This is a genomic window from 'Chrysanthemum coronarium' phytoplasma, from assembly GCF_000744065.1.
Classification (GTDB): Bacteria; Bacillota_I; Bacilli_A; order Acholeplasmatales; family Acholeplasmataceae; genus Phytoplasma; species Phytoplasma asteris.
Genome location: NZ_BBIY01000034.1, coordinates 1 through 13,920, shown reverse-complemented (window position 1 = coordinate 13,920; position 13,920 = coordinate 1). Strand labels below are relative to the sequence as shown.

Annotated in this window: 20 protein-coding genes and 1 pseudogene; 13 read left to right on the top strand and 8 right to left on the bottom strand. The window is 23.5% G+C overall.

What is annotated here, in order from left to right:
- The 13 genes and pseudogenes from OYV_RS02265 to OYV_RS05305 form a co-directional block, all read left to right on the top strand.
- On the top strand, positions 1 to 253 hold a 253-nt coding region (locus OYV_RS02265; RefSeq protein WP_042068091.1), incomplete at its 5' end, for a toprim domain-containing protein.
- A gap of 119 nt (positions 254 to 372) precedes the next feature.
- On the top strand, positions 373 to 1,170 hold the full coding sequence (locus tag OYV_RS02260) for a DNA adenine methylase (protein WP_269077281.1): 798 nt from the start codon (positions 373 to 375) through the stop codon (positions 1,168 to 1,170).
- 24 nt (positions 1,171 to 1,194) lie between these two features.
- Positions 1,195 to 1,528 (top strand): annotated as a pseudogene (locus OYV_RS04830) (HU family DNA-binding protein).
- Between the two features lie 13 nt (positions 1,529 to 1,541).
- Positions 1,542 to 1,685 (top strand): hypothetical protein, encoded by a 144-nt coding sequence (locus OYV_RS05025; protein ID WP_172642356.1) that lies wholly within the window; start codon positions 1,542 to 1,544, stop codon positions 1,683 to 1,685.
- A gap of 37 nt (positions 1,686 to 1,722) precedes the next feature.
- A complete protein-coding gene (locus tag OYV_RS02250; RefSeq protein WP_042068090.1) occupies positions 1,723 to 2,163 on the top strand; it encodes a hypothetical protein in 441 nt (146 codons plus the stop codon).
- A complete protein-coding gene (locus tag OYV_RS02245; protein WP_042068089.1) occupies positions 2,156 to 2,407 on the top strand; it encodes a hypothetical protein in 252 nt (83 codons plus the stop codon). The genes OYV_RS02250 and OYV_RS02245 overlap by 8 nt, the downstream gene beginning before the upstream one ends.
- A 136-nt stretch (positions 2,408 to 2,543) precedes the next feature.
- Positions 2,544 to 2,855 carry a hypothetical protein gene (locus tag OYV_RS04605; protein WP_081931922.1) on the top strand — a complete coding sequence of 104 codons (312 nt, stop codon included), beginning with the start codon at positions 2,544 to 2,546 and terminating at the stop codon, positions 2,853 to 2,855.
- The gene (locus OYV_RS05640) at positions 2,845 to 2,967 is read left to right on the top strand and encodes a DUF2963 domain-containing protein (protein ID WP_152550827.1); all 123 of its coding nucleotides are present in this window, start codon (positions 2,845 to 2,847) and stop codon (positions 2,965 to 2,967) included. The genes OYV_RS04605 and OYV_RS05640 overlap by 11 nt, the downstream gene beginning before the upstream one ends.
- Positions 2,968 to 3,144: 177 nt before the next feature.
- A complete protein-coding gene (locus OYV_RS05325) occupies positions 3,145 to 3,717 on the top strand; it encodes a hypothetical protein (RefSeq protein WP_236620261.1) in 573 nt (190 codons plus the stop codon).
- Positions 3,718 to 4,096: 379 nt separating this feature from the next.
- A complete protein-coding gene (locus tag OYV_RS05320) occupies positions 4,097 to 4,330 on the top strand; it encodes a hypothetical protein (protein WP_052360404.1) in 234 nt (77 codons plus the stop codon).
- Between the two features lie 35 nt (positions 4,331 to 4,365).
- Entirely contained in the window at positions 4,366 to 4,581 is a 216-nt protein-coding gene (locus OYV_RS05315; protein ID WP_052360403.1) for a hypothetical protein, read from the top strand.
- 107 nt (positions 4,582 to 4,688) lie between these two features.
- On the top strand, positions 4,689 to 4,919 hold the full coding sequence (locus tag OYV_RS05310) for a hypothetical protein (RefSeq protein WP_052360402.1): 231 nt from the start codon (positions 4,689 to 4,691) through the stop codon (positions 4,917 to 4,919).
- A complete protein-coding gene (locus tag OYV_RS05305) occupies positions 4,916 to 5,089 on the top strand; it encodes a hypothetical protein (RefSeq protein WP_236620260.1) in 174 nt (57 codons plus the stop codon). Before OYV_RS05310 ends, OYV_RS05305 begins: the two co-directional genes overlap by 4 nt.
- A gap of 82 nt (positions 5,090 to 5,171) precedes the next feature.
- Here OYV_RS05305 and OYV_RS02225 read toward each other — a convergent pair whose 3' ends face one another.
- The 8 genes from OYV_RS02225 to OYV_RS05010 all read right to left on the bottom strand — a co-directional run bounded on the left by OYV_RS02225 (position 5,172) and on the right by OYV_RS05010 (position 13,332).
- Positions 5,172 to 6,965, bottom strand: coding sequence for an ABC transporter ATP-binding protein (locus OYV_RS02225; protein WP_042068088.1), 1,794 nt, complete (start codon positions 6,963 to 6,965; stop codon positions 5,172 to 5,174).
- A complete protein-coding gene (locus tag OYV_RS02220; RefSeq protein ID WP_042068087.1) occupies positions 6,962 to 8,686 on the bottom strand; it encodes an ABC transporter ATP-binding protein in 1,725 nt (574 codons plus the stop codon). The genes OYV_RS02225 and OYV_RS02220 overlap by 4 nt, the downstream gene beginning before the upstream one ends.
- Positions 8,687 to 8,891: 205 nt before the next feature.
- A complete protein-coding gene (mscL, locus tag OYV_RS02215) occupies positions 8,892 to 9,329 on the bottom strand; it encodes a large conductance mechanosensitive channel protein MscL (protein ID WP_042068086.1) in 438 nt (145 codons plus the stop codon).
- A gap of 540 nt (positions 9,330 to 9,869) precedes the next feature.
- Entirely contained in the window at positions 9,870 to 10,013 is a 144-nt protein-coding gene (locus OYV_RS05020; protein ID WP_172642355.1) for a hypothetical protein, read from the bottom strand.
- A 1,093-nt stretch (positions 10,014 to 11,106) separates the two neighbouring features.
- The gene (locus OYV_RS02205; RefSeq protein ID WP_042068084.1) at positions 11,107 to 11,469 is read right to left on the bottom strand and encodes a hypothetical protein; all 363 of its coding nucleotides are present in this window, start codon (positions 11,467 to 11,469) and stop codon (positions 11,107 to 11,109) included.
- A 136-nt stretch (positions 11,470 to 11,605) separates the two neighbouring features.
- Entirely contained in the window at positions 11,606 to 12,052 is a 447-nt protein-coding gene (locus OYV_RS02200) for a hypothetical protein (protein WP_042068083.1), read from the bottom strand.
- Between the two features lie 286 nt (positions 12,053 to 12,338).
- Positions 12,339 to 12,584 carry a hypothetical protein gene (locus OYV_RS05015; RefSeq protein ID WP_172642354.1) on the bottom strand — a complete coding sequence of 82 codons (246 nt, stop codon included), beginning with the start codon at positions 12,582 to 12,584 and terminating at the stop codon, positions 12,339 to 12,341.
- Between the two features lie 604 nt (positions 12,585 to 13,188).
- On the bottom strand, positions 13,189 to 13,332 hold the full coding sequence (locus OYV_RS05010; RefSeq protein ID WP_172642353.1) for a hypothetical protein: 144 nt from the start codon (positions 13,330 to 13,332) through the stop codon (positions 13,189 to 13,191).
- Positions 13,333 to 13,920 lie beyond the last annotated feature (588 nt).

Here is a 13,920-nt window from a genome sequence, read left to right as displayed (position 1 = left end):
TTTTTGGCAAAACAATATTAAAAACGTGGTTGGTCTCATTTGTGTCACTCAATTACTTTCTCAATCACAATTAGAAATTCTCAAAAAAGAAAAGATTAAAGTGATTATCGCATTAGATAACGACGAAACAGGGAGAAAACGCAGCGAAGCCTTAGGTGAACAACTTAAAGAAACAAACATTTTATACGAAATTAGACGCATTTTACCCCCTTACGACCAAACTTGTAAAGATGTTGATGATTTAACCTTATGACGTTATTTTTTGATTTTAATTTAGGAATTAAAGCTAACACAACGATAAGCCTTTTTTCTGATATAGTTTTTTTAATTTATATTTGGTTAAAGGAGCAATAAAAAATGAAAATTAATTGAATAGGGTGCAAAAAGAAAATGATTCCTCAATTATTAACCAAAATCCCCTTTAATTACAACACCTATTGCGAACCTTTTTTAGGAAGTGGGATATTATTTCAAACTTTAAAACCTAAAAAAACTATTTTAAACGATAATGATATTAATTTAATTCAACTTTGGCAAAACGCATTAAACGAACCAATTTTATTTTGCAATAATGTTATTAATTTTGAAAAACAAACAAACAAAGCCAACAATCAACAATTACAAAAAGAAAAATATAAACTTTTATTAAATATTTTTAACAAAATGAATCCTCGTGTTGGTAAAAGTTCAATTTTTTATGTATTATTGAAATATGCTTTTCGTGGTGTTTTTAAATATCAAAAAAACGGAAAAATATATATGAGTTTTGGTTATCAAAAATCAACTAAAAAGCCAATTATTGATTTAGAAGAATTACAGATAATTAAAAATAATTTTACCAACTCAAAACTTTTAAATATAGATTTTGAAAGTGTAATAAATCAATCAAAAAGTAATGATTTTATATTTGTTGACCCACCATATTTTCAGAAAGATATCAAAGATAAAGATTTTTATCAAAACCCATTTACACTTTACGACCATAAAAGACTTAACCATGCATTAAAACACGCAAATAATCGCAATGTAAAATGGTTATATACCAATTACAATTCACCTGAAATAATCGAATTATTTAAAGATTTTAATATCACAACCACCAAAACAACTACTTCACATAATTTAAAAAAAAGCAACTTTTTAGAAGAAATTATTATCAGTAATTATTAAAAAACCCAAAAAGGAGAAAAAAATATGAATAAAAAAGAATTAATTAAATCAATAGCTGAGGTAAATAAAACCTTAATAACCCAAACCGAAGAGTTTTACAACTCATTTGAGAATACTCTAATTAAAGCAATCACATCAAATGAAGAAGTGGTTTTATCCTCTAAAATTGGCAAATTCATCTTAAAAACTAGAAAAGCCCACACAACCCCCGAAACTAAATTCATCATCAATAAACAAACAGGCAAAAAAACAGGAAAAATAACTGGTAAAAACTTAAAAAATACCCGCAAAAACGGTTGTTAGTTTTAAAATGTTAAAACCAATTAAAGATGAAGTCAAAAAACCTCAATTAAAATAAAAGGAGAAACAATATGAGCGATGCAATGACCGAAACATACCAAGGAACTTACTTTAAAGACCGTTCAACCACCAAAACCCCCAAAGATAAAAGGATAAATTTACATCATTCCAACAAAACCTTTAAAAATAAAAAGAAATTACCTAAAACCAAATGAATAAATTTTATAAAAATTATTAAGAAAGTAGGAAATAATGTGGATTTTTTCAATATTTACAATAATTAGTAATTTTATATTAAATTACACTAAAGGATTTACCGCTACTGAAATCATGGAAAGAAGATTGGATGGAATCCAAACAACTCTATTTACAATATTAATCATTACTGGTTTTAAACCTATTTTTAAATTAATTAAAAAACTAATTGTTTTTATCAAAAATATGTTCCCTGGTCTCTTTTTCCCTAAAAGAAAATTAAGGAATTTAGAAAATAAATCAACCAAACAAGAACAACAAGAACAATTATTACTTCAAAAACTAGAACAAATAAAGACTTCGCAAGAAGAAATATTATCCCAAATAGAAAAACAAAAACATAAAGTAGCTATTTGGCAATCTAAAAAAGAAAGAAAAAGATTGTTAAAATCTCAAAAAAAACACACACCAATCGGAAAGGAAAATCAAAATGACTAATTCTAATTTTACTATTGGTTTTGTATCTGGGGCATTATTTGTTACTGGTTTATGTTTTGTATTTAAATATCTCTTTTTCAGTTTCCTTAAATTATTCAATCCTAACGACACTTACCCAATTAAAAGAAAAACAAAAGAAAATGAAACCCCAAAATCAAATAATCAAAAAAATATAAAAGATTTAAAAAAGGATATCGATAAAAAATTCCAATCAAGCAAGAATATAAAGAAAATACCCCATTAGAAACCTTAATAAATCAAGAAAATAATTAAAAAAAGAAAGGAAAATTAACTCAAATAAAAATTAAAACAAACCCAAAAAACAATATTAATAAAAAAATATCCTAAATAAAAGATATTTTTTCAATCTCTTTTTACTTTTGACAATTATAATTGCAATTACAGGAGGAATTGGTTATTATTTTTTCAATCATTCCAAACAACCTGTTTATGAAATTATTGTCAACAAAAACACTATATTTCAAACCAATAATAATGATTGTTTTGATGATTATAATGACAAAATTAAACAATTAAATAAAGAAATAACTATTAAAAATGAAGAATTAAAAGAGCCTAGTTTGTCTCCACAAGAAAAACAAGTAATAGAACAAATCGTCAAATTAAAAACCCAACAAAAAGAACAAGAAGATAAAACTTATAATAATATTCTAAAAAAAAATAGAATCTGAAGTTGAAAGTTTAACAACTGAACAAAATATTATTTATCAACCTGATGATAAAACAATAAGTTATATTCAAATATTAGATTCTAAAACTAAAAAACTAATTAAAGCAAGATAAAAAATATTAATGAACAAATAACTAAAAAAGTAAATCTCATTAATTTAAAAACAAAAAAGAATGTCATTGAACAAGAATTAAAAGACCCTCAAATTTCTTCTGAATTAAAACAATATTTAATTAAATATAAAGAAAATACCGAAAAACAAATAACTAATTTAGAAAACCAATAAAACAATGATTACATTAACAATTATTGAAAAAATCTTTATTTGTTTTCTTTGTGCTTTTATCGGATTTGGATTTGCAAATATTATTTATAAACCTCCAAAATATGACTTTATCCAACCTGTTAATTCAACAGACAAAAACAATGTTTTTTTGTCTGTTGAACAATCTTTAAATAAAAATGCAGAATTAAAAAAATTTAATTCTGCTTTTAAACTCTCATCTAAAGAAATAGATAATTATTTTTATGATAAAATCATCCCCATAAAAGTAAAAGAAATAGATAATATGAAATTTTATAATGTTCATTTAGGCGAAAACAGCAATATCAAAGACGCCTTAGGATGGCTTCATTATCATTTTCCTAATAAAAATTTTAAAAGTAATTTTAGTTATGCACTTTACAATAATAATGCTTTAAATAATGAAATTGATTTTCAATACCGCATTAAAGAACCACCTCCTAAAGATTTTTTATTAGCTTATTTTGATGGCGGAACCAGAGATGGAAAAAATAATCTTTATAATTTAGATACTTTAACTCAAATGGGTAACGGCGCTTCTGATTTGTATTTTTTTTAGAGCAATAACAGACCTTATATACCAGAATCAACTACTTTTACTCCTGAAAATTATCATTTAGAAATAATATATGATAAAGGAACTAATTATGGTGGTCCTAGTTATTTAGCAATAGATAAAATCATTATTAAAGATATTCAAAAAGATAAAATTGTAGCTGTTTACCCAATTAATCAAAAAATTGAAGAACCTTTTTATATCCATAATTATGATTTTGTTTTAAAATTTCCTTTTTATAATTATATTCAAGAAGGAATGTTGTGGACGAATAGTCATATTAAATCTTTAAAAAAAATTGATTCATATGAAAAACGCTCTGGACAAAGGCGCACTTTATATTATGATGTTGAATAAAAAAAGATAAAAGAAAGGAACTAATATGAAATTAAAACAAATTTATTTGAATTTGTTAATTGTGTGTGGTTTTGCTATTTTAGGTTTATGGATTTATGGATTTTTTCTAAAAAAATATAACAATAATAATTTATTTCAAAATAATCATCCATCAACCGAACAAAACAAATCTTTTGAAGAAATATCAAAATATCTCGAAGAATTAAAAAAACTAACGAAGCTCAAATTAATGAAAATAAACAAAGAAATCAACAAATAGAACAATTAACTTAACAAATTAAATTAAATTTAGAATTGATAAGTGATTTCAATATTGAACTTAAAAAATTAACAACCACCAAAGAAGATAAAGAAAACAAACTCCAAAATAAAGACTTAAAAGAAGAAGAAAAGCTCCAATTACAACAAGAATTAGTAACTTTAAACGAAAAAATACAAGAAATTAACGACAAAAAAGAACCAATCCATAAACAAAATTTGGAATTAATAGAACAAAAAAACAATTATTAACTACAAAATCAAAATTCCCAGAACAAATTAAAACAACCACTTCTCAAATTATTAAAACTAGCAATAATTTATTTATTTCCCAAAAAATTCAAACTTTACAAGAAGCGATGGCTTTGAATTACACTAATAAGAATATAATTAAAGACTTAATGATTCAAAACAAAGATAATACTGAAGAATTCCAAAAATTAAAAAGTTATGATTTGTTCTTAGGTGGTCAATTAATACATTTTGACAAACAAATTAAACAATTAGAAGAAGAAATCAAATCTTTACAAAACAATATTTCTTATCACCCCCCAAACAGAAAGTTATGTTTTCTGATATATATGGTATGAAACAAGAAAAAGAAGAATTAGAGGATTTGATTGAATATTTTCAAGATGATGATTTTAATATGGTTAATTTTGATAAATTAATCCCTAAATTTTTTTATACATTATCGCAATTAATTATTTTTATTATAACATATAACCTAAAACCAATAACACCAATAAACAATCTTTAAATAATAAAATAATAACTTACAAATAAGGAAAAGACCAACTATTTTTATAGTTGGTCTTTATATTTAATATTAATATTATATCTTATTTTTCAAATTGACTTTGATATAGTTTATAATAAAATCCTTTATAATTTAATAATTCTTGATGTGTTCCTTGTTCAATAATAGCCCCTCTATGAAGCACTAATATCTTATCAGCATTAACAATAGTAGACAATCTATGAGCAATAACAAAAGCAGTTTTATTTTGAATTAACTTTTGAATGGCTTGTTGTAACAAAATTTCAATTCTAGTATCTACATTAGAAGTAGCCTCATCCAAAATTAATATTTTAGGATTACTTAAAATAGTCCTTGCAATAGTAATTAATTGTTTTTCTCCTTGTGATAAGTTATCTGCTTCTTCATTAATTTGCATCTGATAACCATTAGGCTTAGTATTAATAAAATAATTAACTTGAGCTTGTTTGGCTGCTTGTATTACTTCTTCATCAGTTGCATCTTGTTTACCATATTTAATATTTTGCCAAATAGTATCTTTAAAAAACCAAGTATCTTGTAATACCATTCCAAAAATAGTTCTTAAATTATCTTTCTTTAACTCACGAATATCAACTCCATCAACTTTAATAGACCCTGCATTAATATCATAAAAACGCATTAAAAGATTAATTAAAGTAGATTTACCTGAACCTGTAGGACCTACAATAGCTATTGTTTGTCCTGGCTTGGCAACAAAATTAATATTCCTTAATAACATATCTCTTTTATTATAACCAAAAGAAACATTTTCAAAAATAACTTCTCCTTGAGGATTAGCAATAACTTGAGGTTTGAGCACTTCAGGAGATTCTTCAATTTCATTTAAAAAAGCAAACACTCTTCTAGAAGCAGCATTAGCAGATTGTAATAAAACTGACATATGACCTATTTCAATAATGGGATTTCCTAAACGCCACACAAATTGTAAAAAACATCTAAAAAGTCCTATTCCAATAACTCCTACTCCTAATTTAGTTAAAAAAAGAGGTATATTATATCCTTCAATCAAAAAAAATCCCATAATACTAACTGCAATTAAAGTAAAATGAGTAAACAAACATACAATTGGCGAAGTTAATCCAGACAAAAAATTAGATTTAAAAACTAACTTTTCTAAATACTTACTTTGATAACCAAACTCTTCAATAACTGTATTTTGTTGATTATATAAAATAATTTCTTTATATCCAGTATATTTTTCTTGTAAAAAACCATGATAATTCCCTGATGCATCAAACCTTTGAATAAAGATTTTCTGTGATTTAGTAAACACTTTATAAATAGCATAAAAGGAAAAAGGAATCATCATAAAGACAATAATGCCTAAAAAAAGATGTAAAACAAACATAAAACAAACAATCATTACAATCATTAAAAAAGCAACCAACATAATAGAAAAAGATTGTTGCAAGGCATTAGAAATAACTTCAATATCATTTGTCATCCGACTCATAATATTTCCTAAAGTATTAGAATCAAAGTATTTAATAGGTAAACGATGAATTTTTTTTTGCACATCTTGACGCAAATCTCTCATCCCTTGATGAATAGATGAAATTAACATTTTATTAAAAAAGACACGACACATAACAACAACAAAATATAAAAATAAATTAATACATAAAATAAAGATAATATAAGACATAATATCATTGCCAAAAAAAGGAACAGAAAAGGAATTTTTATCTTTATAATAATTTTGAATTTTATCAGTAATAAATCTACCTTCAAAATAAAACAAAAAAACATTAAAAAGGGAAGCTACAAAAATTAAGAAAAGCCCTAAATTAATTTGTTTTTTAAAAGGTTTTAAATATCTCAAAATTCTTTTCATACAACAACCTCTAAATTTTGGGATTTGGCAATTTCTTGATAAAGAAGACAATTTTTCATTAATTCTTGATGAGTCCCTATAGCTTTCATTTTTCCTTCTTCTAAAACAATAATTTTATCAGCATTAATAACAGAAGTAAGTCTTTGAGCAACAATTAACACTAAGGCTTGATCTTTCATTTCAAAAAAAGCTTTTCTAATTTCATATTCAGTTTTATAATCAAGAGCTGAAAAAGAATCATCAAAAATATAGATATCAGGTTTTTTAAGAAATCCTCTTGCCATAGAAAGCCTTTGTTTTTGCCCCCCTGAAAAATTAGTACCTAATTCACTTACTCTTTCATTAAATTTATGATTTTTATTTTGTACAATTTGATAAGCTTGAGCAAGTTGCAATGCTTCTGTCATTTGATTTTCTTGAGGATTTTGTTTGCCAAAAGCTAAATTACTTCTAATAGTTCCTTTAAATAAAACATTTTTTTGAGAAATAAAACTAATTTTATTACGCAAATAATTAAGATCATATTCTTTAATATCAATATCATTAATTTTAATAGCACCTTCGCACACATCATAAAGGCGAGGAATAAGCCCTATTAGGGTTGATTTTCCTGAACCAGTAGCACCTACAAAAGCTACAATTTGTCCTTGTTTCATACTAAAATTAATCTTTTCTAACATGGGTTGTGTAGCATCAGGATAAGTAAAAGTGACATTTTCAAAAGACAAAGTTTGAAAAGGCATTTGCGGTTTTAAAGGTTTACAAACATTTTTAATTTTAGGGGTAATATTTAAAACATTTTCAATTCTTCTAACAGATACCAAAGTTTTAGGAAACATCATAAAGAGTAATAAAAAATCTAAAATAGCAAATAAAACATGAAATTGATAATCAATACATGAAAGAAGTTTTCCTGTAGTAAAATCAGGATGACTTTGAGTTAAATAATATACTCCTACTCCAACATTAATCAAAATAGAACAATTTAAAAACAAATAAAAGATAGGATCAATAGAAACCATAAAATTAAATAATTTAATAGAAAAAAAACTATATTTATGATTTACTTTAGAAAAACGAGAAGTTTCATATTGACTTTGGCGAAAAGCACGAATAGATTTAATCCCAATTAAATTTTCGCGAGTAATAACATTTAATTCATCTAATTTTTTTTGTTGTTGTTGTGATAAAATATAAGATTTTTTAAGAATAATAAATAAGGTTAAAACTAAAAAAGGAGCAACAAAAAGGATTCCTAAAAGCAAAAAAGAAGCTACATAAAAAATAGCAACAACACTAACTACAAGCATAATAGGAGACACAACAGCAGTACGGTAAAAAACAGAAATGAAATTCATTACTTGAAAAACATCCAAAGTAGTATAGTTAAGGATAGAAGAAATCCCTAATTGTTTCATCTCAGTGGGCGAAAAAGTTTGTACTTTTTTAAAAATATCGACGCTTAAATCTTGAAAAAGCAAGGATGATACTTTGGAAGCACAATAATTAAGAATTAGATTTCCTATAAAACCACAACAAGCACATAAAGCTAAAAGCCATAAAAGTGCGAAAGGATCAATTTGATTTTTATTATAATCAATAATAAATTTACCAATTATAAAAGGAATTCCCAATTCACTACAACAAACAAACAAAACAGCAATTAAATTTAATAACAGCAACATTTTGTATTTGAATAAATATTTCCAAATAATTTTCATTAGTCTAAACTCACAATTCCTTTGTTTATATGGTTAATTTTTTTGTTGCAATTTCTTTCAAGTAATAATGGTAAAAAATAAGGATAAAAAGGGTGAAAATATAATTAAAATAATAAAACGTAATAAAAAAAGACTATTAAAAATAGTCCCTTATAATTGTTTTAATAACAACTAAACAATATTTATTGTTAATAATAACTTGCAATTACTTATTTGATTTCAAAATATCTTTAATTTCTTCTAATAAAGCAATTTCTTTATCAAGACTTTGTTGTAAAAGTAACATATTCTTATCGACTTTATCCTTTTGCAAAGGATTTTTCCATGACATTAAAGTTAAAACAGTATAAATAATAAAAGAAAGCAACAAAAACTCTAAAATAGTTTGCAAAAAATTACCATAACCAAGATAAGTATTAGCTTTAATTTCCAATTTCAAATCTTTTAAATACCCAGTATAATTAAACAACAAAGAAAAAAGAGGCATAATAATATCTGCTACCAAAGAACTTACAATTTTGGCAAAAAGTTGTCCTATTACAACTGCAACAGCTAAATTAATGACATTACCACGAGCAATAAAAGCTTTAAAACCTTTAGCAAATTGCAAAGATTTAGAGGTAAAATTATAATTTTCTATCATTTCAAAACTCCTTTTTAATAAAAAATTAAAGGTAAGTTTTGTAATTATTTTAGTTATTGTATCAAAATAAAGGAATAACAAAAGTCAAAAAAAGATTCAAAACTCTTTAAAATTTTAGATTTTAATATTTTTATAAAACAATTTTAATAAATAACAAATATGAAAAAATAATTTGAAAAATCAAAAATGGGATGTTTTTTTAAATGGGTTGAAATTAAATTATTGCAAAACCCAAAAAGAAAAACGCAAAACAATACTTTAAAGTCAAAAGACCAACCAATAAAAAACCAACTTTTAACACTTTAAATAAAAGGGATTTTTACATTTGTATTATAACATTTTTTAATTATAAAAATAGCAAAATATCTAAAAAATATTTAATTATAAGTGTTTGGGGTTCAGTGAGGTTTTTTCTTTTGTTCTTTATATTATAAACAAAATTAACTAACATATTAAAAAAATATTAAAAGTTCTATAATCTATTAATAAACTAGATATTAAAAAAGGAAAGAAACACACAATATTAAATATTTTATATAATTAACCTAATTCTTTATTTATACCATAATAAAATAAAAAAAGAGCAAACAAATAAGAAATGCTGCCAACTAATCTAGACCATTCAAAAATTTGAATTTCAATTAATCTTTTTTCTTTTTGTTCTTGTTTTTGGGTTTCTTTCAAACATTTCTTTAAACTATTAATTGATTGTAAGATATAAGTTTGTTTTTTAATAATTATTGTAAGATATAAAAACCTCAAACTAAGTAAATAGTTTGAGGTTATAATTATGAATTATGTTTTATTTGTAGTTAATGAATTTATTTTTTACCCTTAAATAAACGAAAAATAATTATAATAATATTAAATACCTCTTTCCAATTTAATATAAATAATTAAATTTTTATATTTTATCATTTTTTATATTACCTAAATAAGTAATAACATATATAAAAAGTTCAAATATACTACAAAATACTTCCACACTAGAAAGCCATAAAAAATTAACTAAAATCCATTCACATTCTTTGGCAAGCACTTTATTTTTAGCAAAGTTATCTAATTGATGTAAAACATAAAACCATCTTAAAATACCTATGATAAAAGTTATTAAGGATAAAAATATAAGGATAATAAGAAAAAAGAAGTTAGAAAAATAATTATGATAGCAGTATAAAGAAAAACAAATAATTTCACCAATAAAACTAATAAGAAAAAATATTTTTAAAACTTTAATGAATCCAGGATAAACTTTAATTTTATTTATTTTATATAAAACAGTAATAAAAACTAAAATCAAAATAGTAATTAACAAAGATATTAAAGGAACTAAAGGAATTAAATGTTGAATAAAAGGGGAAAAGTACTAAGATTGTTTCCCATAAAAGCAGTAAAAGCAAAATAAAGCAGCATACAAAAAACCTACTAATATAACAATCAAATGAAGAGCTATCGGCAAAAAACAATTCCAATAATAAAGACTTAATTTATAAAAAAAACATATCAAAATAATGATTAATTTAAAGCCAATTAAAAATAAAATCAATTCCTTTATATTTGTTATTTTGGTTTGTAAAAAAGAATATAATGTACTGTGATAGTGGCTTAATAACTGATAAATAATTAATCCTCCTTATAATTTTAGTTTATTCTTTTACCACAATAAAGATTTAAATATTGAGGACCGAACCCGCGTTTAGGTTGTAAAATATTAATTAAAACATGCGAAGAATTAGAAATTTCACTTTTTTGGACTAACCTATAAGATCTTTTGTTATTATCTAAAAAATAATTCATAAACTTCTATAACATCTTCAGAAGGAAAATGAACTGAAAATCCAATTGTTTTTTTATAATAATTATTTGTTATATCAAAAATAATTTTTTTATTTATATACGCATAAGATTCGTATTTTCTTTCTGCTGCCTCAGCTGCTTCAAAAACCTCAGGAAAAAATACTTTGCTCCAAAAACTACCTACTGCTTTTTTAGTACTTTTTTTCAAAGCTATTTTAGCAATAGCATGTCCTACTTTTTGATTAATCTTTTTCTTAATATATTCTTTAATTCTTTTTTTAACTATTTCTGTTTTTATAGAATGTGGCAATGTTTTAACAATATCTTTGCCAAATTTCTCCATTTGTTGAGGGGTTACTTCGAAATTGTTATCTATTATTCCTTCAAAAAAATCTTTAGCTATTTCTAAAAGGGTAGAATATGTAGGACAATCACAAAAAGTAAGTTCTACTTGTTTAATTTCGTCTAATTGAGAAAGATCAAAAAAAGAAAAAACCTTGTTCTACATTTGAATTCAAATGATAATCTAGCACATCGTTAAACATAGCAATTTTAGAACTTGGCAAAAATTCATCTTTAGCATCAAACCCAAGGCTAACTACTTTTTTAAAACCAGGAATTGGGACAAAATTACTTGCTATTAAAGCAGTATTTTTTATTAAATGATTTGCATTTACAAATTCTTTATATGAATCACAAGGAATGGGTTTGATTCCTGAAAGACCATAAAAAACTCTAGCATTATCTGAAAAAGTATGCCCATCGGAATGACGCCAATCAAGTACATTATGTTTTTGAGAATAATCTGGTTCATAATCATCAGGATTAAAAGCTATAACTTTAGAACTTGCAAATGAATAAAATAATATTAAAAATAAAAAACTAAATAATTGTAATTTCTTAAAATAAAGTTTTTTTAATAACAACAATATAACCTCTTTTTAAATTTTATTTTATTATGTATTTTATATTTAGCATAATTAAAATATTAACTAAAAAAGATTGATTACTTTCATATAAACCACCACAATTTTATTGAGTTTATAAAAATATATAAATCAATCAAATAATTATCTAGTTCACAACACATAATATAATCGTCCATAATTTCTTTATACATTATCGTGATGAATTATTTTTATTATATCATGTTTATGGTGTATTTATATAAATATTTAATAATATAAAATATTTAATTTTTAGTGCCAAAAGTTATTTTTCTTTAAATAACAATGCAAAGCATGTTAAAATTTTAAAAACAGAAAGAAAAATTTGAAAAAAACTACCAAACAAAAGACATATAATAAACCATTCATATTTTTTAGGAATTTGTTCTTTTAAAAAAAGATCGAGATTTTCTAAAGTAATAGTCCACATTAAAATACCTATAATTAAATTAAAAAAAGACCACAATAAAGAAGCAAAAATAGTCCATGGATTTTGTAAATTGATACCCAAACCAAATAAAGATAATAATATTGTACCAAAAAAGAAATCATAAAAAGGATTTTGGTTTGCAAACGAAATTGAGGACTAAATTGAGTTTTTTTAATATTATATAAATAAGTGGCAAAAGCAACAATTAAGGAAGTTGCTATAATAGGAATTATTATCAAAACCAAAGACAAAGATTTTAAAAAAGGATCATTATTTAATTCCAAGAGAGTAGGGACAAAACCTATAAAAATAAAACCTGAAACTAAAGCAAATAATGAAATCCCAAATTTTAATAAAGGATTGAAAAGATAAAGCCCAATGCCTAAAAGAAATGATGAAATTGGTAAAAATCAAACCCCAGGGCACCATTAAGATACCAAAATAAAGTTTTATTTTAGCATCTATATTATTTACTTTTAATAAATCATCAATAGCAAGTTGACAAAATGCAGAGATATCAATAATATAAATTTTTAATTTTAAAGATTTAATAAATTCTAAATATTTATAAATATTAGATTCGGTTTTGAAAAAAAGATAAGCAGATAAGGCACCAAATACAAAAACACATGATAAAATAAAAAATTTAATAAAAACAGTATTATGAGTTACTAATTTGATTTTTTTACTTAATTGGTAATTTTTTTTGATTTTTAATTTCTTCAATTTTTTCTTGTACTAAAAAAGTAATATCGTCATCAGGATTACGTGGTTTTATTATTTTTTTTACTCTTTTAGAAGGATTAATTAAGTATTCAAAAAATCCCATATTAAATACCTCTTTTTTAGAATTTATAAGTTGTTTGTTTTCTAAAATAAATTTATGGCGAAAATGATTTAGATTTGGGTTTGATTTGAAAGTTATATATTTGGAATAAAATAAGTTATTTTCTTTGGGATAGATTAGTGCAACAAAATAAAGGATAAGAATAATGATAAATATTTATAACAATAAATATAATAAATTATGAATTAATTTTTTGTTAGAAATGATAAATTGCAAAATTATAAAACACGCAAGAAACAAAAAAACAGCAAATTATTTAGTACATTCGCATGTTTTATTTTCTTTTTTAGCACATGGACATGTTTTATTTTCTTGTAACATGTTTTATAACCTCCTTTTTAATCTTTCCATCATTGATATGTTTTTTTCTTCCCAAAAAAACGACAATAAATTAATTTTATTTTACCACTAAAAAGAAAGTTTGCAACACAAAAATACTTATTTTAGTATAAAAAGAAAGGAATTATGATAAAAATAAATGTTTTTTAAAACAAAAAAAGCTAGTTTAAAAACTAGTCTTTTTGTTTATTGTTGATTGTGTCTTAAAAATAAAAATCTTCATCTTGCAAC